The organism is Pseudarthrobacter sp. P1 (assembly GCF_050156935.1).
GTDB lineage: Bacteria > Actinomycetota > Actinomycetes > Actinomycetales > Micrococcaceae > Specibacter.
On sequence record NZ_CP189584.1, the window covers coordinates 2,583,471 to 2,604,467 of the forward strand.

At 69.1% G+C, this 20,997-nt stretch carries 16 protein-coding genes, 1 tRNA gene and 1 pseudogene; 11 read left to right on the forward strand and 7 right to left on the reverse strand.

Annotated features, from left to right (window positions below):
• From ACQCSX_RS12180 to ACQCSX_RS12195, 4 genes are all read left to right on the forward strand, one after another.
• A complete protein-coding gene (locus ACQCSX_RS12180) occupies positions 1-945 on the forward strand; it encodes a metallophosphoesterase (protein ID WP_427015579.1) in 945 nt (314 codons plus the stop codon).
• Positions 946-1,077: 132 nt separating this feature from the next.
• The gene (locus tag ACQCSX_RS12185; RefSeq protein WP_427015580.1) at positions 1,078-2,919 is read left to right on the forward strand and encodes an ABC transporter ATP-binding protein; all 1,842 of its coding nucleotides are present in this window, start codon (positions 1,078-1,080) and stop codon (positions 2,917-2,919) included.
• The gene (locus ACQCSX_RS12190) at positions 2,916-4,820 is read left to right on the forward strand and encodes an ABC transporter ATP-binding protein (protein ID WP_427015581.1); all 1,905 of its coding nucleotides are present in this window, start codon (positions 2,916-2,918) and stop codon (positions 4,818-4,820) included. Before ACQCSX_RS12185 ends, ACQCSX_RS12190 begins: the two co-directional genes overlap by 4 nt.
• A gap of 94 nt (positions 4,821-4,914) precedes the next feature.
• Positions 4,915-4,991: transfer RNA gene (locus tag ACQCSX_RS12195), tRNA-Pro, on the forward strand.
• A gap of 140 nt (positions 4,992-5,131) precedes the next feature.
• On the opposite strand, the gene ACQCSX_RS12200 is transcribed toward ACQCSX_RS12195, so the two are convergent.
• The gene (locus ACQCSX_RS12200) at positions 5,132-5,287 is read right to left on the reverse strand and encodes a hypothetical protein (RefSeq protein WP_427015582.1); all 156 of its coding nucleotides are present in this window, start codon (positions 5,285-5,287) and stop codon (positions 5,132-5,134) included.
• Positions 5,288-5,490: 203 nt separating this feature from the next.
• Here ACQCSX_RS12200 and ACQCSX_RS12205 point away from each other — a divergent pair, with 203 nt between their 5' ends.
• A complete protein-coding gene (locus tag ACQCSX_RS12205; RefSeq protein WP_427015583.1) occupies positions 5,491-6,762 on the forward strand; it encodes a helix-turn-helix domain-containing protein in 1,272 nt (423 codons plus the stop codon).
• Between the two features lie 74 nt (positions 6,763-6,836).
• On the opposite strand, the gene ACQCSX_RS12210 is transcribed toward ACQCSX_RS12205, so the two are convergent.
• On the reverse strand, positions 6,837-7,799 hold the full coding sequence (locus ACQCSX_RS12210; RefSeq protein ID WP_427015584.1) for a phosphoribosylaminoimidazolesuccinocarboxamide synthase: 963 nt from the start codon (positions 7,797-7,799) through the stop codon (positions 6,837-6,839).
• Positions 7,796-9,109: a phosphoribosylamine--glycine ligase gene (purD, locus tag ACQCSX_RS12215; RefSeq protein ID WP_427015585.1), complete on the reverse strand. Its 1,314-nt coding sequence runs from the start codon at positions 9,107-9,109 to the stop codon at positions 7,796-7,798. The genes ACQCSX_RS12210 and purD overlap by 4 nt, the downstream gene beginning before the upstream one ends.
• 157 nt (positions 9,110-9,266) lie before the next feature.
• On the opposite strand from purD, the gene ACQCSX_RS12220 reads away from it, so the two are divergent.
• The 5 genes from ACQCSX_RS12220 (at position 9,267) to purM (ending at position 13,771) form a co-directional block, all read left to right on the forward strand.
• Positions 9,267-10,271, forward strand: a complete 1,005-nt coding sequence (locus tag ACQCSX_RS12220) for an asparaginase (RefSeq protein WP_427015586.1) — start codon at positions 9,267-9,269, stop codon at positions 10,269-10,271.
• A 24-nt stretch (positions 10,272-10,295) separates the two neighbouring features.
• Complete coding sequence (locus ACQCSX_RS12225) at positions 10,296-10,652, forward strand: sterol carrier family protein (protein WP_427015587.1); 357 nt, start codon at positions 10,296-10,298, stop codon at positions 10,650-10,652.
• Positions 10,653-10,680: 28 nt separating this feature from the next.
• Positions 10,681-10,995 carry a hypothetical protein gene (locus ACQCSX_RS12230; protein WP_427015588.1) on the forward strand — a complete coding sequence of 105 codons (315 nt, stop codon included), beginning with the start codon at positions 10,681-10,683 and terminating at the stop codon, positions 10,993-10,995.
• 65 nt (positions 10,996-11,060) lie between these two features.
• A complete protein-coding gene (gene purF / locus ACQCSX_RS12235; protein ID WP_427015589.1) occupies positions 11,061-12,629 on the forward strand; it encodes an amidophosphoribosyltransferase in 1,569 nt (522 codons plus the stop codon).
• On the forward strand, positions 12,626-13,771 hold the full coding sequence (purM, locus tag ACQCSX_RS12240; protein WP_427015590.1) for a phosphoribosylformylglycinamidine cyclo-ligase: 1,146 nt from the start codon (positions 12,626-12,628) through the stop codon (positions 13,769-13,771). Before purF ends, purM begins: the two co-directional genes overlap by 4 nt.
• Before the next feature lie 83 nt (positions 13,772-13,854).
• Here the strand turns inward: purM and ACQCSX_RS12245 are convergent, their stop codons facing one another.
• Positions 13,855-14,628: a VOC family protein gene (locus ACQCSX_RS12245; RefSeq protein ID WP_427015591.1), complete on the reverse strand. Its 774-nt coding sequence runs from the start codon at positions 14,626-14,628 to the stop codon at positions 13,855-13,857.
• Positions 14,629-14,843: 215 nt separating this feature from the next.
• Positions 14,844-15,077 (reverse strand): DUF3073 domain-containing protein, encoded by a 234-nt coding sequence (locus ACQCSX_RS12250; RefSeq protein WP_427015592.1) that lies wholly within the window; start codon positions 15,075-15,077, stop codon positions 14,844-14,846.
• 324 nt (positions 15,078-15,401) lie between these two features.
• Here ACQCSX_RS12250 and ACQCSX_RS12255 point away from each other — a divergent pair, with 324 nt between their 5' ends.
• Entirely contained in the window at positions 15,402-16,412 is a 1,011-nt protein-coding gene (locus ACQCSX_RS12255) for a hypothetical protein (protein WP_427015593.1), read from the forward strand.
• Positions 16,413-16,610: 198 nt separating this feature from the next.
• Here the strand turns inward: ACQCSX_RS12255 and ACQCSX_RS12260 are convergent.
• A pseudogene (locus ACQCSX_RS12260) lies at positions 16,611-18,189 on the reverse strand (IS1182 family transposase).
• 109 nt (positions 18,190-18,298) lie between these two features.
• Positions 18,299-20,929, reverse strand: coding sequence for an ATP-dependent chaperone ClpB (clpB, locus tag ACQCSX_RS12265; RefSeq protein ID WP_427015594.1), 2,631 nt, complete (start codon positions 20,927-20,929; stop codon positions 18,299-18,301).
• Positions 20,930-20,997: the final 68 nt, after the last annotated feature.

Here is a 20,997-nt window from a genome sequence, read left to right on the forward strand (position 1 = left end):
ATGGCCACCCGGAGCGCCGGTGCCACGCTGGGCCGGGCGGCCGTTTTGGCGGCCGCCTCGGCGGCGGGCTGTGTTGCCTACGGTGCCTTTATTGAGCGCAACTGGTTTACGCTCCGCCACGAGAGGGTGCCGATCCTGCCGCCCGGCTCGGCGCCGCTGAAGGTGCTGCACCTCTCGGACATCCATCTGAGCCTGGGCCAGGGCCAGAAGACCCGCTGGCTGGCGGGCCTGGCCGGGCTGGAACCGGACCTGGTGGTCAACACCGGCGACAACCTCAGCCACCCCCGGGCCATCCCGCCGCTGCTGGCGGCGCTGCGTCCGCTCATGGAGTTCCCCGGCGTCTTTGTGCCCGGCTCCAACGACTACTACGCGCCCACGCTGAGAAACCCGTTCGTGTACTTCACCGGACCGTCCACGCTGCCCCGCAGCGGCCGGGCCCGGCGCCAGCCGGTGGTCCTGGACACGGCCGCGCTGCACGCCGGTTTTGGCATGGGCGGGTGGGTCAACCTGACCAACCGGGCCCAGTCGGTGGTACTCAAGGGCATCCGGTTCGATTTCTCCGGCGTTGACGATCCGCATCTGAACCGCGAGGTCTACGCCGGCTGGCCCCGCGGCTCCGCCTCGGCGGACAGCGCCCCGCATGTGAAGATCGCCGTCGCGCACGCACCCTACCAGCGGGTGCTGGACCATTTCACGGCCGACGGCGCCGACCTGATCCTCGCCGGCCACACGCACGGCGGCCAGGTCTGCATCCCCGGCTACGGTGCGCTGGTGGCCAATTGCGACCTCCCCACCTGGCGGGCCAAGGGCCTCACCGAGTGGGAGACCAATGGACGCACGACGCCGGTGAACGTCTCCGGCGGCATCGGCACCTCGCGCACGGCCCCCTTCCGCTTCGCCTGCCGCCCCGAGGCCGTGCTGCTGACCCTGACCGCGCGCAGCTAGGGCCGCGGCAGGTTCGCCGAACCCGGGCACATCCGGCTGCCATCGGCCGGGGCGGGAAGTAGTGTGGTTGTTCTAGGCAATTGTTTATTGCCCGGAACAACCATCCAGATCCGACTGCACCTAAGAAGTGGCATGGCAGACACACACTCCCCGCAATCCACGCTCTTTTCCTCCATCGCGCGGCTGGCCCCGCATGTGAGGCCCATCTTGCCGCGCCTGCTCCTGGGCCTGGCCTCGGCCCTGGCCGCCAGCATCGTGGCCCTGGCCATCCCGCAGGTCTACCGGGTGCTGGTCAACTCCGCCCTGCACCAGGGCGGGGAGACCGCCAGCGTCTGGACGGCGGCCGCCGTCGTGCTGGGCCTGGGCGTGCTGGAGGCCGCCTTCGTGGCCCTGCGCCGGCAGTTTGTGATTGTCCCGGCCACCACCGTGGAAACCACCATGCGGACCTCCTTCTACCGGCACCTGCAGAGCCTGGCCGTGGCCTTCCACGACCGCTGGGGATCCGGGCAGCTGCTCAGCCGGGCCATGAGCGATTTGAACTTCATGCGCCGCTGGATGGCGTTCGGGGCCATCATGCTGGTGGTCACCTCGCTGACGGTGGCCATCGGCGTCGTGCTGATGTTCTCCATGAGCGTGCAGTTGGGCCTGATCTTCCTCGCCGCCGCCGTGCCGATCGTTCTCTTCGGCTTCCGCTTCCGCCGCACGTACGGGCGGGCCAGCCGCAAGAGCCAGGACCAGGCCGGGGACCTCGCCACCGCAGTGGAGGAATCCGTCCACGGCATCCGCGTGCTCAAGGCCTTCGGCCGCGGGCGCGAGGCCCTGGACGCCTTTGCCGAGCAGGCCTCGGAACTGCGCGAAACGGAGATCCACAAGGCGAAGTCGCTGGCGGTCTTCTCGCTGGTGGTCACACTGCTGCCCGAATTGGCACTGGGCAGCGGACTGGTGGTGGGGATCCTGCTGGTCTCCCAGGGCCAGCTGAGCGTGGGTGCGCTGGTGGCCTTCTTCGCCACGGCGGCGGTGGTGGCCGGCCCGGTGGAGGCCATGGGCCCGCTGATGGCCATGACGCTGGCCGCCAAGACCGCCATCGACAGGCACTACGAGGTCATGGACGCCCTGAACACCATTGCCGACCCCCAGCAGCCGGTGCGGCTGGACCGCGTCCGCGGCGAGCTCGCGTTCCACGGCGTGCGTTTCAGGTACCCGGACGCCGCCGAGGGCAGCAAGGACACGTTGGCGGGCATCGACCTGCTCCTGCGGGCCGGGGAGACGATGGCCCTGGTGGGTGTCACCGGCTGCGGCAAGAGCACCCTGCTCCAGCTGGTCCCGCGGCTCTACGAGGCCACCGGCGGCGCCGTCACGCTGGACGGCGTGGACCTGCGCCGGCTGCGCGTGCATGAGCTGCGCACCCATGTGGCGGTGGCCTTCGAGGACACCACGCTCTTCTCCAGCTCCGTCCGGGACAACGTCCTGCTGGGCGCCGCGGAGCATCCGGGGATGACCCCCGACGAGGTCCTGGCCCAGGCCCTGGACGTGGCCCAGGCGGAGTTTGCCCTCACCCTTCCCGACGGCGTGGACACGCTGATCGGCGAGGAGGGCCTGAGCCTGTCCGGCGGCCAGCGCCAGCGCATCGCCCTGGCCCGGGCCATCGCCGCCAGGCCCGCCGTCCTGGTGCTGGACGATCCCCTCTCGGCCCTGGACGTGAACACCGAGGAACGCGTGGAACGGCGGCTGCGCGAGGTGCTGCGCGAGACCACCACGCTGATCGTGGCGCACCGGCCCTCCACCGTGGCCATGGCCGACCGCGTGGCGCTGCTGCAGGACGGCCGGATCGCCGCCGTCGGCACACACACGGAGCTGCTGGCGCACAACAGCCACTACCGCTATGTCCTGGCCAGCCTCAATGAGGAGCCCAGGGATTTGGATTCAGAGCTGCACGGCGAGCTCGACGACGACGCCCGGGAGGTGCGCGCATGAGCCAGGCCCCCAGCCAGGCCCCCAAGCCCAGGGGAACGGCGGACGAGGACCGCGTCAACCTGTCCAAGGCGGACGGCAGGTCCGTGCGGCAGCGCTCGGTGCGCCTGCTGGGCTCGCTGATCGGCCCCGTCCGCGGCCGGTTCATCTGGACGGTCGTCCTGGTGGTGCTCTCGCAGGCGGCGCGCGTGGCAGGACCGCTGCTGATCGCCTTCGGGATCGACCATGCCCTCCCGGCCCTCACCGCCGGCGCCAGGGACGCCTGGCCGCTGCTGGTGACCGGGGGCGGCTACATCGTGGCGGCGCTGGCCGCCGCCGGGCTGACCGCCGCCTACCTCACCGCCACCGCCCGGCTCAGCCAGGCAATGCTGTTGGATCTGCGCATCAGGGTCTTCCGGCACACCCAGCGGCTCAGCCTCGAGTTCCACGAAAACTACACCTCCGGGCGCATCATCTCCCGGCAGACCTCCGATCTTGAGGCCCTGCGCGAGCTGCTGGACTCCGGCGTCTCCTCCCTGGCCTCCGGCATCATCTTCATGCTGTTCACCGCCATCAGCATTTTCTCGCTGGACTGGATCACCGGCATCATCGTGCTGCTGGCAGGCGTCCCAATGTTCTTCCTGGCCCGCTGGTACCAGGTGCGCTCGCAGCTCGCGTACCGTGCCTCCCGCGTGGTCTCGGCGCGGCTGATCATCCACTTCATCGAGACGATGACGGGCATCCGCGCGGTCAAGGCCTTCCGCCGCGAGGAGGACAACGCGGCCCGCTACGACCAACTCGCCGAGGACTACCGCCAGGTGACGGTGCGTTCCATCAACCTCAACGGCGTCTTCCAGCCCGGGCTGGTGCTCATCGGCAATGTGACGGTGGCGGTGGTGTTGCTGACCGGCGGCTTCCGCGTGCTGCACGGCGGCATCGCAGTGGGTGCCCTGCTGGCCCTGCTGCTGGCCACCAAGCGCTTCTTCCAACCGGTGGACCAGATGGCCATGTTCTACAACTCCTTCCAGTCCGCCCAGGCGGCGCTGGAGAAGGTCTCCGGGCTGCTGGAAGAGGTGCCCACCGTCCGCCCGCCGAAGAACCCCGTGGCCCTGCCGCACGCCCGCGGTGCCATTGACTTCACCGATGCCGAGTTCGGCTACGGCAACGGGCCGCTGGTCCTGCCGCGGATGTCCCTGCACATCCCCGCGGGCCAGACGGTCGCCGTCGTCGGCCAAACCGGGGCCGGCAAGTCCACCCTGGCCAAGCTCATCGCACGCTTTTACGACGTCACCTCCGGCTCGCTGGCACTGGACGGGGTGGAGCTGCGTGACCTCTCCCCCACCGACCTGCGCCGGGCCATCGTGATGGTCACCCAGGAGGCGTTCCTGTTCTCCGGCACCGTGGCGGACAACATTGCCCTGGGCAACCCGCAGGCCAGCCGCACGGAGATCGAGGCGGCGGCGAAGGCCGTCGGGGCGGATGCCTTCATCACGTCGCTGCCGGAGGGCTACGACACGGACGTCAACAAGCGCGGCGGCCGCGTCTCCGCCGGCCAGCGCCAACTAATCTCCTTCGCCCGCGCCTTCCTGGCGAGCCCCGCCGTGCTGATCCTGGACGAGGCCACCTCCTCACTGGACATCCCCTCCGAGCGCCTGGTCCAGCAGGGCCTGCGCCGGCTGCTGGACGCCCCTTCCGCCGGTTCGGCGGGTTCCGTGGGTCCAGGCCCCGGTACGGACCACAGTGCCCCGCCGGCGGGCCGGACGGCCCTGATCATCGCGCACCGGCTCTCCACGGTGGAGATCGCCGACCGCGTGCTGGTGGTCCACGACGGCGTCATCGTGGAGGACGGCACCCCTGCCGAGCTCATTGCCGGCGGCGGCCGCTTTGCGGCCCTGCACGGCGCCTGGCGGGACTCGCTGGTGTAGCCGCGCCCGCCGATTTCGCATTGGGAGCCAGTGTCCGCTATTCTTTAGAAGTTGCTTTTGCAGGGCTGGAAACGGTCTGCAAAGGTTAATGGATCGGGGTGTGGCGCAGCTTGGTAGCGCGCGTCGTTCGGGACGACGAGGCCGCAGGTTCAAATCCTGTCACCCCGACCAGGCAAAGAGAGGGCCTTCCGCAAGGAAGGCCCTCTCTTTTTTGTGTGCCCCCGCGCCGGCGTCCGGTCCCGGAGACGGCTGTGCCCGGACACCCCATGGAGTGTCCGTGCACAGCCCGAAATACTAAATCTCAGGTTTGGCTAGTACAGCACGATTGTAGCGTCCGGCCACTTGCCGGGGGCTGCGCTGACGTGGTCCGGCCACTTGCCGGGAGAATCCGGCCAAATGCCCGGCGAAGAGAAAAGACCGACGGCCACTACCCCCGCAAGCATGAGCGACGCTGCAAGCTTCTTCATGACACCACCTTTTTTACGTTGAGACGTATTTCATCGCGACCCATGGGTCTCGAAGACGCGACACAAGCATGTAGGAGCTTGTTGACAACAATTGTAAAATCTATCCTTAGCGTGGTGTCAAGATGGTTACAGTGTTTGTAAGCACATTGCGCGTGAAGGTGCACCTTGGCGCCGGTTTCTGATTGGCTTTCACCAATGTGTGCATGGGGCACGGCGCACGAGAGGACTTTGTGGGTAACAGTTTTGGAGACCGGCTCCGCAACGAACGCATGGCCAGGAGCCTGACGCAGGCGGAGCTTGGTGGCGACCTGTACTCGGCCAGCTATGTCTCGCTGCTGGAAAACGGGCGGCGCGAGCCCACCGCCGAAGTCATCAAGCAACTCGCCAAACAGCTCCAGCTCGCCCCGCACGCGGTGCAGGAGTGGACCATGCCCGTCTCCCCGGCCGAGACGGCCTACCTGCTTGCCGCCCTGTACGCCCGCCAATCGTGGGACATGCGCGACTATGCCGCCGCCGCCCGCCAGGCCGGTGCCGCCGCGGACCAGGCGCTGGAGAACAAGGATCCCGTCTCCTGGTGGAACATGGCCTACCTGCAGGCCAATTCCATGCTCAAGGACGCCGATTTCGCCGGTTGCAAGAACGTGGTCGAAGAGCTCCTCAAGCACCCCCTCTCCGAGGAATCGGCCGGACTGTCCGTGCGCGCCCGCCAGCTGATGGCCTCCGCCGCGCTCGGGATGGGCCAGCTGAGCGAGGCCATCGACCAGGCCACGGCCGCCGTCGAACGCGGCAACGGCATCCCGGAGGAATTCGACGCCTACATCGCCGCGCTGCGCACGCTCATCGGCGCGCTGGCCGAGACGGGCCGGCTCGACGATGCTTGGGGCCACTGCGTCACGCTCTCGGCCCTGCTGGATGATTCAGTGCCCTCGCAGGTGGCGGGGGAGATCTACTGGGTCATCGGCAACGTGGCCTTCATGCGGCACGACGTCGATGCGGGCCTGGCCAACCATGCCAAGGCCAGCCGAATGCTCTCCCCCGCCAGCGATCTGGCCCTGTGGGCCCAGTTCAACAAGGCCACTGCATGGGTCAGGCTCGCCGCCGGAGTGGTGGAGCCGGCCACGATGGAGGCGATCGAACGCGCCGAGCTGGCTCAGTCGGTCGTCGGCGCCAACCTGGGCGACCGCCTCGAGGTGTCCCTGCTGCGGGCGCGTTGGCTGTACCTCAACGGTGAAATGGAGGCGGCGCTGTCGCTGCTGATGGCCATCGACGACCAGCAGGAAGCACTGGCCAAGCACACCGCCGGAGACACCGCCCTGCTGCTGGGCAAGACGCTCAAGGCCCTGGGCCGCACCGAGGAGGCGCTCGTGGCGCTGACCGCGGCACGGGACCACTTTGCCGACGCCGGTGCCGCCGACCGCGTGGCCCTGACCGTGGACAACATCCTGGAGATCCGGGCCGCGGACCGGCAAAAGTAGCCCCGGCGCTACGGCAGATGTGAAAGCGCCCGCAGCCGGATGGCCGCGGGTGCTTTCACATCCCTGCGGGGTTCCTAGGCGAAGGTGCGCCCCGTGAGCTTCTCGTATGCCTCCACGTAGCGGGCGCGGGTGCGCTCGACGACGTCGGAGGGCAGGGTCGGCGGCGGGGTGTCCGCGGCCTTGTCCCAGCCGGAGGCGGCGCTGGTGAGCCAGTCGCGCACATACTGCTTGTCGAAGCTGGGCTGGGCCTTGCCCGGCTCCCAGAGTTCTGCGTCCCAGAAACGGGAGGAGTCAGGGGTCAGGACCTCATCGCCCAAGGTGATGGTGCCGGTGGCCGGATCCACGCCGAATTCCACCTTGGTGTCGGCCAGGATGATGCCGCGGCCGCGGGCAATTTCCTCGGCGCGGGAGTAAATCTCCAGCGTCAGCGTGCGCAGGGCATCGGCGGCGTCGGCGCCCACGGTCGCCACGACGGCGTCGAACGTGATGTTCTCATCGTGCTCGCCCACCTCCGCCTTGGCCGACGGGGTGAAGATGGCAGGGTCCAGGCGCGAGCCGTCCACGAGCCCGGCGGGCAGCGGCAGGCTGCAGACCGTCTGCTGGGCGCGGTACTCGATCAGGCCGGTGCCCGTCAGGTAGCCGCGGGCAATGCACTCCACCGGAAACATCTGCAGCTTCCGGCACACCATGGCCCGGCCGGCGACGGCGGCGGGGACGCCGCCCTCGATGGTGCTGGCCACCACGTGATTGGGCACCTCCAGTTGGTCGAACCACCACAGGCTCAGCTGCGTGAGGATGCGGCCCTTGTCCGGGATCTCGCTGGCCAGGATGTGGTCGAAGGCGCTGATGCGGTCGCTGGCGACCACCAGGACGACGTCGTCGCGTCCGGCAAAGGGGGCCGCGGCGGATGGGCCCCCGCCCGCAGGGTCCCCTAACCGAGCTTGCGAGGTTAGGGAACGGGTGGGGACGTACAAATCGCGGACCTTGCCGGAGTAGACGTGCTCCCAGCCGGGCAGGACAAGGGGTGCGGAGCTCATGCCGGGGCCTCCGCACCGCTTGCCGGGTCGGCGGGTCCCGCCACGGTGATTTCGCCGCGGGCGGCCTTGGCGGCAATGTCGGTGCGGTACTGGCCGCCTTCCAGCTCGATGGCCTCGATGCCCTCGTAGGCCTTTTCGCGGGCCTCCACCAGGTCGGCGCCCAGGGCCACCACGGCCAGCACGCGGCCGCCGGCGCTGACCACGTTGCCGTCGTCGTCGGCCGCCGTGCCGGCGTGCAGCACGTGCACGCCGTCCAGGCGGTTGGCCTTCTTCAGGCCACGGATGCGGTCGCCGGTGCGCGGGGTGTCCGGGTAGTTGGAGCTGGCCAGCACCACTGCCACCGCCGTCTCGGGTGCCCAGCGGAGCTCCTCGACGCCGGCCAGCTGGCCCTTCGCCGCGGCCAGCAGGAGCCCGCCCAGCGGGGTCTTGAGCCGGGCCAGCACGGCCTGGGTCTCGGGGTCGCCAAAGCGGGCGTTGAACTCGATGACGCGGGTGCCGCGGCTGGTCAGTGCCAGGCCGCAGTAGAGCACGCCAACGAACGGGGTGCCGCGGCGGGCCATCTCGTCGATGGTCGGCTGCGCCACGCGGTCGATGACCTCCTGGACCAGGCCCTCGGGGACCCATTCCAGCGGGGAGTAGGCGCCCATGCCGCCGGTGTTGGGGCCCTCGTCGCCGTCGAAGATGCGCTTGAAGTCCTGGGCCGGGGCCAGCGGAACCACATTGTGTCCATCGGCCAGGACAAAGAGGGAGACCTCGGGGCCGTCCAGGAATTCCTCGATGACCACCTGGCCGCCGACGTCGAAACAGCTCTGCGCGTGGGCCAGGGCCTCGTCGCGGTCATCGGTGACCACCACGCCCTTGCCGGCCGCCAGGCCGTCGTCTTTGACCACATAGGGTGCACCGAAGGTGTCCAGGGCATCCGTCGCTTCGGCCGCGTTGACGGCCACGCGGGCCATCGCCGTCGGCACCTGCGCCTCGGCCATGACGGCCTTGGCAAAGGCCTTGGAGGCTTCCAGCTGCGCGGCCTCCTTGCTGGGGCCGAACACCGGGATGCCCGCGGCACGGACGGCGTCGGACACGCCCGCGGCCAGCGGAGCCTCCGGGCCCACCACCACCAGGTCGACGTCGAGCTTGGTGGCCAGCGCGGCGACGGCAACGGGATCGTTGGCGTTGATCGCATGGGTGGGCACCAGCTCGCCGATTCCGGCGTTGCCGGGCGCAGCGTGGACCTCGGAAACGTTGGGGTCGCGGAGCAGGGAGCGGACAATGGCGTGTTCGCGGCCGCCGGGGCCAATCACTAGTACCTTCACGCTTTAAAGGGTACTTTGCCCCGGCGGCCAATTTCCCACCGGGCACCAATGCGAAGCACACACCGCTGCCCCGCAACAAATGGGCGTCCGTATCCCGCCCCCGTGTCCCGTGCCCGTATCCCCGGGGACGGGGTCCTCCAATGCATAGACTGGCACCATGTTTGCCACCTTCACCGCGGACGACGCGGCCGAACTTGCTGTGCTTGAGCGCAGCGGCTTTGTGGAATCCCGACATTTGGGCTCCGCCGTGCTGTTGGCCGGCGACGGATCCGTGGTGACCACCCTGGGCAGCCCGGACGGCCCGGTGTACCCACGCTCCAGCGTCAAGCCCCTGCAGGCATTGGCCGCCATGCAGGCCGGCGTGCCGCTGCGCGGCGTCCAGGTGGCGCTGGCCACGGCCAGCCACGTGGGCTCGCTGAACCACTTGGACGTGGTCTCCGGCATGCTCAAGGCGGCAGGCCTGCGCGAGGAAGACCTCGGCTGCCCCGCCGTCTGGCCACGCGACGAGGAGGCGCGCACGTGGCTGGTCCGCACCGACCATGGCAAGAGCAAGCTGGCCATGAACTGCTCCGGCAAGCACGCCGCCTTCCTGTGGGCGTGCACGGAGAACGGCTGGGACAAGCGCAGCTACCTCGAACCCAACCACCCCGTCCAGCAACGGGTGCGCCAAACCGTGGAGGAATACACCGAGGAACGGGTGCTGCACACGGGCGTGGACGGCTGCGGCGCCCCGGTCTTTGCCGTCACGCTGACCGGGCTGGCCCGCGCCTTCGCCACCCTGGCCAAGGCCCCCGCCGACAGGCACGCCAATGCCCGCGCGGCCACGGTGGCGACCTCCATGCTGGACTACCCCTGGGCCGTCCAGGGCCCCGGTTCCTCCGACACGCTGGTCATGGAAAACCTGGGCGTCATCGCCAAGTCCGGCGCCGAGGGCGTGCTGGTGATGGCCACGCCCTCGGGCGCCTCCGTGGCCGTGAAGATGCTCGACGGCAATGGCCGTGCCGCCACGCTGGTGGCCCTGACCATGCTGGCCGCAGCCGGTGCCCTGGACATCCCCGAGGTGGCGAGCGTGCTCGAGCAGGTGGTGGCCCCGGTGACAGGTGGCGGCCGCCCGGTGGGCAATCTGCGCCTGGGTGCCGCCGTCAGCGCACTGCTCGACTGAGCCTTAGGTCCGCAGGAGGCAGCCATGGTGGCCAAACGACGCATCGACATCGAGGCGGGCCGCGCGGCTCTCTCCGCCTGGCAGGCGGGCGAGGTTCCGCGCCCCGTGCTGGCCACGGCGGTCCGCTACGCCCTGGAGGAGGTGGCCGCCCGGGCGCCCGGCAATTCCGTGGAGGTCCGGGTCCCGCCCTTTGGCGTGGCCCAATGCATCCCGGGTCCGCGGCACACCCGCGGCACCCCGCCCAACGTGGTGGAGTGCGACGCCGGCACCTGGCTGGCCATGGTGGCCGGCACGCTGGCGTGGGCCGACGCCGTCGCCGCTGGCAGGGTGGCCGCCTCCGGGCTGCGGGCCGACCTCTCCGCGCTGCTGCCGCTCATCTAGCGCAGGCTGGCGCGGGTAGTCTTGAACCATGACGCAAGAGCCCGCCGCACCCCAGCCCATCCCCGCCGAGCGGCGCGAAATCACCGTCCGCCGCGCGCCCAAACTGGTGCCGTTTCTGGTTTTGGGCGGCATCCTGGGGATCATCGCGGCCGCCATCGTTGCCGTGGTTGGCCCGGGCAGCGACGAGTTCGACCGCTCCACCGTGTTTGGCTTCTTTGCCGTGCTGCTGGCCATCCCCGGCGTGGGCCTGGGTGCCGTCGCCGCACTGGCTTTTGACCTGGCGGGACGGCGGCACAGCACCACCGCCGTCGTCGAGGCCGTTCCGGATTCCGAAGAACCCTGACCGTCGAAGACAACCTGCGAAGGGCCGGTGACGGAGAGCGCCCTCGGGCATGAGATGATTTTCCTGTGGCACGCGGAGACGGAAAACTATCCCACGATCTTTTACCCGATGAAAAAGGACCCCAGGATGCCTGCGGCGTCTTTGGTGTTTGGGCACCCGGTGAAGAGGTCGCAAAACTAACTTATTACGGGCTGTATGCACTGCAGCACCGTGGACAGGAATCGGCTGGCATCGCAACAAGCGATGGCAGCCGGATCAATGTCTACAAGGACATGGGCCTGGTGTCCCAGGTCTTTGACGAACCCACCCTCAATACCCTGACCGGGCACATCGCCGTCGGCCATTGCCGGTATTCGACCACGGGTTCCTCAAACTGGGCCAACGCCCAGCCCACCCTCGGTGCCACCGGCACCGGGACCGTGGCGCTGGCGCACAACGGCAACCTGACCAACACGGCCGAGCTCTATGACATGGTCATCGCCCGCGACGGCATTCCCACCTCCGGCGAAATGGCCCAGGGAAACACCTCCGACACGGCGCTGGTCACCACCTTGCTCAAGGGCGAGGAGGGCAGCTCCCTGGAGGAGACGGCCCTGGAACTGCTGCCGAAGATCCACGGCGCCTTCTCCTTCGTCTTCATGACCGAGGGCACCCTGTACGCCGCCCGCGACCCGCACGGCGTCCGCCCGCTGGTCCTGGGCCGGCTCAACCGCGGTTGGGTGGTGGCCTCCGAGGGCGCCGCCCTGGCCACCGTCGGTGCCAGCTTCATCCGCGACATCGAGCCCGGCGAGTTCATCGCCATCGACGAGGACGGCGTGCGCACCCAGCGCTTCGCAGCGGCAACCCCGGCCGGCTGCGTGTTCGAGTACGTCTACCTGGCCCGTCCGGATGCGACCATCGCCGGCCGCTCCGTCTACGAATCCCGCGTGGAAATGGGCCGCCAACTGGCCCGCGAAAACAGCTTCGACGCCGATATCGTGATCCCCGTGCCGGAGTCCGGCACACCCGCCGCCGTCGGCTACGCGGAGGAATCCGGCATCCCGTTCGCACACGGTTTCGTGAAGAACGCCTACGTCGGCCGCACCTTCATCCAGCCCTCCGAGACGCTGCGCCAGCTGGGCATCCGGCTCAAGCTCAACGCCTTGGAATCGGTCATCCGCGGCAAGCGCATCGTGGTGGTGGATGATTCCATCGTCCGCGGCAACACCCAGCGCGCCGTGGTGCGCATGCTCCGCGAGGCCGGCGCCGCCGAGGTCCACGTCAAGATTTCCTCCCCGCCGGTGCGCTGGCCCTGCTTCTACGGCATCGACTTCGCCTCCCGGGCGGAACTGATCGCCAATGGTGCGGCCATCGAAGAGATCAGCACCTCCATCGGCGCCGACTCCCTGGCGTACATCTCCGAGGACGGCATGATCGAGGCCACGCACCAGCCGCGCGAGCGCCTGTGCACCGCCTGCTTCACCGGCACCTACCCGATCGAGCTTCCCGCCAGCGACCGGCTGGGCAAGAACCTGCTCGAGCGCACGGCCGCCGGGAACGATGCCACGTCCACGGGCTGTGACCCGGGCCCGGACGCAGAGTATGAAAACCTGCTGACCGCTGCTGACAAGTCCGTCAAGAAAGAGACGCCATGACCTCCGCACCCAAGGATTCCGCACCTGCAGGCATCACCTACGCCTCCGCCGGCGTCGACACCGAGGCCGGCGACAGGGCCGTTGAGCTGATGAAGGAGGCCGTCAAGGCCACCCACAACTCCTCCGTCATTGGCGGTTTCGGCGGATTCGCCGGACTGTACGACGTCTCCAAGCTGCTCACGTACTCCAAGCCGCTGCTGGCGACCTCCACCGACGGCGTCGGCACCAAGGTTGCCATCGCCCAGGCCATGGACATCCACGACACCATCGGGTTCGACCTGGTGGGCATGGTCGTGGACGACATCGTCGTCGTGGGTGCCGAGCCGCTGTTCATGACCGACTACATTGCCACCGGCAAGGTGGTCCCGGAGCGCATCGCGGACATCGTCCGCGGCATCGCCGCCGCCTGCACCGTGGCCGGCACCGCCCTGGTCGGCGGCGAAACCGCCGAGCACCCGGGCCTGCTGGCCGAGAACGAGTACGACGTCGCGGGTGCCTGCACCGGCGTCGTCGAGGCCGACCTCCTGCTGGGCCCGGAGCGCGTGCGCGCCGGCGACGTCATCATCGGCATGGCCTCCTCCGGCCTGCACTCCAACGGCTACTCCCTGGTCCGCCGCGTGATCAACCACGCCGGCTGGGCCCTGGACCGCCAGGTCTCCGAGCTCGGCCGCACGCTGGGCGAGGAGCTGCTGGAGCCCACCCGCGTCTACGCCGCCGACTGCCTGGACCTGGCCCGCTTCCTGCCTGTCACGTCCGAGGACGCAGTGCACGGCTTCAGCCACGTCACAGGTGGCGGACTGGCCGCCAACCTGGCCCGTGTGCTGCCGCAGGGCCTGGTGGCCACGGTGGACCGCTCCACCTGGAGCCTGCCGGCCATCTTCAACCTGGTCTCCCAGCTGGGCAATGTCCCGCTGGCCGATCTGGAACGCACGCTGAACCTCGGTGTGGGCATGGTCGCGGTGGTCTCGGCCTCCGCCGCCGACGCCGCCGTCGCCCGCCTGAACGAGCGCGGCCTGCCGTCCTGGATCATGGGCACCGTCTCGGTGGAAAGCGCCGACTCCGACAAGACCGGCCCGGATTACGTCCAGGGTGCCAAGGGTGTCAACGGCGGTGCCGTCCGCCTGGTCAACGCCTACGCCTGACCCGCACCACCCAACTGGGGCGCAGCAACTGCACGGAATCCGCGGATTTGGTGCAGTTGTTGCGCCCCAGTTGGCGTTCAGGCCTAGTGGGCCATCAGGCAGAAGAGGGACCCCTGCGGGTCGGCCAGGATGGCCAGCCGGCCAATGCCGGTCACATCAAAGGCCGGCGCCAGCACGGAACCGCCCAGCTCGACGGCACGTGCGACGGCGGCATCGGCGTCGGCCACGTTGAAGTACAGCGCCCAGGCGTTGGGGGCCTCGGGCATCGGCTTTTTCAGGGCGCCCGCAACGCTCTTCCCGCCGGCAAAGAACTCGGTGTACTCACCCAGATCACCCGCGGGGCCGGTGTTCGCCTCCAGTCCGGCCACGGCCTTGTAGAACGGCTTGACGGCTTCGACGTCGTCTACCTGGAGTTCGTACCAGCTCACGGCCCCGGGCTGGTCCACCACTGCCGAGCCGATCAGGCCCTTGCCCTCCCAGAAGCCGATGGATGTGCCAAGGTTGTCCGCGGCGAGCACAAAGCGGCCCACCCCGGGGATCTCATCGACCGGGAACTTCAGTGTTCCGCCGGCCTGGGTGACGGCCACGGCCGCCGCGTCCGCACTGTCGACGGCCAGGTAGGCGTTCCAGCCCGTGGGCAGCCCGGCGTCGGCCATGGTGGCGTCCTGCTGCATCAGCCCCGCGACCACGGCACCGCCCGTGGACACCGTCCAGTACGTCATGCCGGGCGCCATCTCGTTGGCCTCAAACTCCCAGCCGAACAAGCCACCATAAAAGGTTCGGGCCGCAGCCTCGTCGGCGCTGAGCATCTCCGCCCAACAGGGTGTTCCCTGCACGTAACTTTCCACTGTTGCCATTGCCTGACCTCCTGCTGCGCCCCGGGGCAGCTGCGGTTGTTCGAACGGTTGGTTGGAATGCACTCTGCTGCGGGAGCCAAACCCCTGCTCCCCCAGACACATCCAACCACCGTCGTGCCTTGCACGCCAGAGAGGCAAACCAGATGTCCCCGGGCACAACAAAAGCCCCGCCCAGGGGGCAGGGTTTGTTGCGTATATGTGTCGGCAGTTGTGGACTAGCCGATGCGCCGGGTGTCTACCTCGTCGTCATCGTCCTCAACCTGATCCGCATACTTGTCCTCGTAGGCCGAGTAGTCCGGCTCCGCCGGGACCTCGCTGTGGTGGCTCGGGGCTCGCCTAGTAGGGACACCCAGCTCACGCTGGAGTGCCGAGTAGTCAGTGTTCGGGGAGTAGTACTTGATGTCCCGAGCCTGCTTGGTTGCCTTCGCCTTTTGACGGCCGCGCCCCATGGCGTGACCCCCTTTTGCACTCGGACCGGAGGTGGTCGCTCGGCTGCAAGCGAGGCTCCGGAATATTCGGTCAATTTGTCGTAGCTCTAGATTACATGGTTTCGACCCCTCCTGCTTGCAGCATGGGTCCCGCCGCCCAAGTGGTGGGGCGAAAACCCGAGACCGGGCCGCCTCCGATTGGGTAGAGTCGCCCTCAGGGGACCTTCGCGCTCCCCGGGAAAGGCCAAAAGTTGGCGCGTTTGCTGCCCATTTGGCGGCCCGACCCTCCCTGTGCCCTGCGCTTGCCAACGGCAGCCACGGCAGCGATTGAAGGTGGGTTCATCGATGAGCGAACACGGCGGCACGGCGCGCGGGGCCGGGGACGGGCAGGACGACGACGGCGCCGGGCCGGTGCGCCCTGAAATTCCGCTGCCCGAGCCCGCCCTTCCCGAACCGCAGCTTGGCCCCGCTGAGATCAGCTCCGACGTCGCCGCCAGCACCTCACTGGCCATGGTGGAGGCCGAGGCCGCCCGCACGGGCGCCGAGGCCCAATCCGTCAACCCCACCCGTGGGGACAGGGTCCTGCGCCCTCCTGCGGCCGCAGGCCCGGCAGCGCAGCAGCCGCCCGCCACGCCTGCATGGCAGGCCCCCACATCCCCGGTTCCGGTGCAGGCCGGCCCGCCCGCAGGCTGGAACGCAGGTTCGAACACAGGCCCGCAGGGCACCGGAGGTCCGCAGGGCACCGGCCTCGGAAGCCCACAGGGCCCCGGAAGTCCACAGGGCCCCGGCCCCGGCAACCGGAAACTGTTCATCATCCTCGGTGCGGTGCTGGCGGCCCTGGCCGTGTTCGGCCTGCTGATCTGGCTGGCCGTCTCGCTGCTGCTGGGCCTGGCCAGGTCCGCCGCCACCGGAACAGCGTCCCCGTCCGCCAACCCGGCCGCCAGCCCGCCGGCGGCGCAGAGCAGCAGGCCCGCACCCAACCCCTCCGGCGCCGAGGGCCTCATCCTCGCGGCCGTGTCGCCGCTTGACTGGATCCGGGGCGATTGTCTGCGCGGCTACGCCGGGGCCAACCAGCCCGCCGACCTGGTGGACTGCTCCGCCGCGCACGGCGCACAGCTGGTGGGTACGGACTTCTACGCACAGTCGGACAGCTTCCCCGGGACCGACGCACTCAAGGCCAAGGCCAAGGAGGTCTGTGCGGGCGTCAGCCTGCTCAGCACCGCTGACAACTACAACCTCCAGACGGCCAGCGGATATCCGTCCGAAGACTCCTGGACCCAGCAGGAGGACCGCCGGGTGGACTGCATCGTCTATGACCCCACCGGCGACAACATCAAGGAAAACCTGCTGCCCTAGGAGGGCGCTGAACAAGGGGCAATTCGGGGCCGCGGGTTTGGCTGTCGCACCTTTCCGGGGCCTTTGGCGGCCCGCTGGGGGTCTCCTTTCTGATCGCCGGAGATCTGGTTCGTGATTTTTGCGGGCCTTGTACCTCCGTTCGTGGCTCCCCGCGGCTGGGATTTGGCCCAGGACCGGGGTGGGGGCCCTTTCCGGGTCTTATCCCAGGGCCCAGGCCCCGTTGTGGCGGGTGAGGCCCAGTTTCAGGAGTCGCCGGAGGTTCAGCGCGGCGGTGCGGACCTGCAGCCAGGCGTTGTTCTTTTCAACTCCCCGGTATCTCAGGGCCCGGTTGCCTCCGGCGACCAGCCAGCCGATGGACCGTTCCACCAGGGGCCGGTGGGCCCGGTAGTCGTGCCGGAACCCGGGCTCGAGGGCGGCGGCCCGGTGGGCGCGCTGGCGGGCGTGGTGGACGGTGATGACGACCTTGCGCCCGCCCTTGGCCGTGGTGCATTTCTCCCGCAGCGGGCAGGCCTTGCAGGCGGTGCCGAAGTTCACGTTGCCTCTGGCGCTGATGGTGCGCACCTCACCTTTGGGGCAGGTGAGCGTGTTCTTTGCTTCGTCGTGGGTGAAGTCGTCCAGGTCGTAGCCGCCGGGCACTGCCGGGCGCAGCGGCCTGGGCTTGACCAGCCCCTGGTGCCCGGCCCCGTCGAGGTGTTCGAGCATGGGCCCGGAGCCGTAGGCCGAATCGCCAAGCATTTGGTAGTCAACCTCCGTATCCTTCATGGTCGGATCGGCGGCGGCCAGCCCGATTCCGGCCTCCGCGTCGCTGGAACCGGGGCCGGCGGCCCGGGTCATCACGGCGCTGGTGTAGAGCCCGGTTTCCGGTTCGGCAATGATGTGTCCCTTGAACCCGTCCATCATCACCGAGCGGGACTTGTGCGCGTGCCTGGCCTCGGGATCCACGATGGAGACCATCCGGTCCCGGGCGACCTTCCGGGCGATCCGCCACCGCCCGTCGGTGCCGTCGGAACCCTCGGCCGGCTCCACGTCCTGGCCCGAAACCAACGCCAGCAGCACGTAGGCCTGCGCCTGCGGCGAGTCTTCTTCCAGGGTGTCGGGATCCACCGCGCCAAGCAGGGCCAGGGCGTCGGTGACCAGCCCCGAGACCAGGGCGTCCTTCGCTTCCTTGTCGTCCCAGGCGATGTCCGGCTTGCCCACGTGCGAGTAATCGTAGGAGGTGGCATGGACCGCCATGAGCGTGGCCCCGTGCTCCATGGCCCTGCCGAAACGGCGGATCACGGCAATCAGCTGGGTGATGGTGTCCTGCCGGGCCACCGCATCGGCGAACACGGTCGAATCCACCGCCCGGCGGTGCCGGCCGGTGAGGACACCGGTCGCGGTGATGACCTGGGCGACGGCTTCGGTGATGCGGTGCGGGTTGCTGCTGCCGCGCAGGCGGTTGCGCCAATGCACCAGCGCCGTGGGATGGAACGCGGTCTCGGTCAGCCCGTACCCGCAGGCGGCCTTCCACCGCAGGTCAAAGGTCAAGGCTTCGGCGGCGGCCCGGTCCGAGAGACCCTCCAGGGCCTGCAGGACCAGGACGGTGCCGATGACCGCGGCCGGGATCGAGGGCCTGCCCCGGGTGGAGGGAAAGGTCCAGGTCCTCCATCATCGAGTCCGGGAAAAGCTCCGAGCGGTGCCCGGCCAGAAACGCGTAGGCACTCCCCGGGGCCAACAGCTCCCCGGCCAGCGCCTCCACATCCAAATACCCGCGCTGGGCCTCTTCAATTCCTTGCATGCATCCAGTCTTAAGGACCAGGACCCGAAGTCCAGCAGGCGCGCCTTAAACCACCCAAATTGTTCAGCACAGTCCTAGGCCCGGTGCGCATCAATGCAAAGACCCACGGCTACTCCCTGCGCCGGAGCGTCAGCCCGGCGGAGGGGCCGCCGCCGGCCAGCGCATCCACGCTGAGCTCGTCCAGATCCGCCGCCGTGTCCACGACGACGGTGTCGCCGTCGTTGATCTCCCCGGACAGGATCGCGCGGGCCAGCCGGTCCCCGATCTCGCGCTGCACCAGCCGGCGCAGCGGGCGGGCGCCGTAGGCCGGGTCGTAGCCGGTCATCGCCAGCCAGGCCCGGGCGCCGTCGGTGACGTCCAGGGTCAGCCGGCGGCCGTGCAGGCGCGATGCCAGCGACTGGACCTGCAGATCCACAATGTGGGTGAGCTCCTCGATGCCCAGCGGGTCGAACATGACGATCTCGTCCAACCGGTTCAGGAACTCCGGCTTGAAGGAGGCATTGACCAGGTTCATCACGGCGGCGTGCTTGGCCTTGGCATCCAGTGTCGGGTCCACCAGGAACTGGGAGCCCAGGTTGGAGGTCAGCACCAGGATCACGTTGCGGAAGTCCACCGTGCGGCCCTGGCCGTCGGTGAGCCGGCCGTCGTCGAACACCTGGAGCAGGATGTCGAAGACCTCCGGGTGCGCCTTCTCCACCTCATCCAGCAACACCACGGAGTACGGCCGGCGGCGGACGGCCTCCGTCAGCTGGCCGCCCTCCTCGTAGCCCACGTAGCCGGGAGGGGCGCCCACCAGCCGCGCCACCGAATGCTTCTCCGAGTACTCGCTCATGTCGATGCGCACCATGGCACGCTCGTCGTCGAACAGGAAGTCGGCCAGCGACTTGGCCAGCTCGGTCTTGCCCACGCCCGTCGGGCCCAGGAACAGGAAGGAGCCGGTGGGCCGGTCCGGGTCGCTGATGCCGGCGCGGGCGCGCCGGACGGCGTCGGAAACGGCGGCGACGGCGGTGCTCTGGCCGATCAGCCGCGCGCCGAGCACCTGCTCCATCTGCAGCAGCTTCTGGCTTTCGCCCTGCAACATGCGCCCGGCCGGGATGCCCGTCCAGGCGGAGATGACCTCGGCAATGTCGTCGGCCGTGACCTCCTCGGCCACCATCAGGTCGGCCTTGTCCACCGACTCCTCCGCCGCCGCGGCGGCGTCGAGCTCGCGCGCCACGGCCGGGATCTCGCCGTAGAGGACGCGGGAGGCCAGCTCCAGGTCGCCGTCGCGCTGGGCCTTGTCCGCCACCGAGCGCAGTTCGTCCAGCTTGGCCTTGAGCTCGCCCACCCGGTTCAGGCCGGCTTTCTCGGCCTCCCAGCGGGCATTGAGCCCGGCCAGGGCTTCCTTCTTGTCCGCCATGTCCGCCCGCAGCGCGGCCAGGCGCTCCACGGAGGCGGGGTCGGTCTCGCCGGACAGCGCCAGTTCCTCCATGGTCAGCCGGTCGACGGCGCGGCGGAGCTGGTCGATCTCCTCCGGGGCGGAGTCGATCTCCATGCGCAGCCGGGACGCGGCCTCGTCCATCAGGTCGATGGCCTTGTCCGGCAGCTGGCGGCCGGAGATGTAGCGGCTGGAGAGCGTGGCCGCTGCCACCAGCGCCGAGTCAGCGATGGCCACCTTGTGGTGGGCCTCGTAGCGCTCCTTGAGGCCGCGGAGGATGCCGATGGTGTCCTCCACGCTGGGCTCGCCCACGTAGACCTGCTGGAAGCGGCGCTCCAGGGCCGGGTCCTTCTCGATCCGCTCGCGGTACTCGTCCAGTGTTGTGGCGCCGATCAGGCGCAGCTCGCCGCGGGCCAGCATGGGCTTGAGCATATTACCGGCATCCATGGCACCCTCGGAGGCGCCGGCCCCCACCACCGTGTGGATCTCGTCGATGAACGTCACGATCTGGCCGTCGGAGTTCTTGATCTCCTCCAGCACGGCCTTGAGCCGCTCCTCGAACTCGCCGCGGTACTTGGCGCCGGCCACCATGGCGGCCAGATCCAGGCTGATCAGCGTCTTGCCGCGCAGGGACTCGGGCACATCGCCGGCCACCATGCGCTGGGCCAAACCCTCGACGACGGCGGTCTTGCCGACACCGGGCTCGCCGATGAGCACGGGGTTGTTCTTGGTGCGGCGGCTGAGCACCTGGATGACGCGGCGGATCTCCGCATCACGGCCAATGACCGGGTCCAGCTTGCCGGAACGGGCGACGGCCGTCATGTCCACGCCGTACTTCTCCAGGGCCTGGAAGCTGTTTTCCGGGTCCGGGCTGGTCACCTTGGAGTCCCCGCGCACGGTCGGCAGGGCAGCCTCCAGAGCGGCGCGGGTGGCGCCGGCCTGCTTCATCGCGGCGCCTGTCGCACCGGCGTCGCCGGCCAGCCCCAGCAGCAAATGTTCGGTGGAGACAAAGCTGTCCCCCATCCGCTCCGCCGCCTGCTGGGCGGCCTGGACCACCAGCAGGGTGTTGCGGCCCAGCTGGGCCTGGGCCACGGAGGTGCCGGAGGAGGCGGGCAGGTTGCGGATGGCGGTGCTCGCGGCGGTGCTGACGGCGTCGGGATCCACCCCGGCGGCCTTCAGCAGCGCCACGGCCACGCCCTGGCGCTGGTCCATCAGTGCCTTGAGGAGGTGGGCGGGTTCTACGGTGGGGTTTCCAGCGGTGGAGGCGTTCATCGCCGCAGCGGACAGAGCCTCCTGGCTCTTAGTGGTGAATTTGGCGTCCAAGAGAGCTCCTTCCGAGCAGTCGTGGTGGTGTGGTTCCTTCAAAGTTGAGTCTAATACGCTCAAGTTTG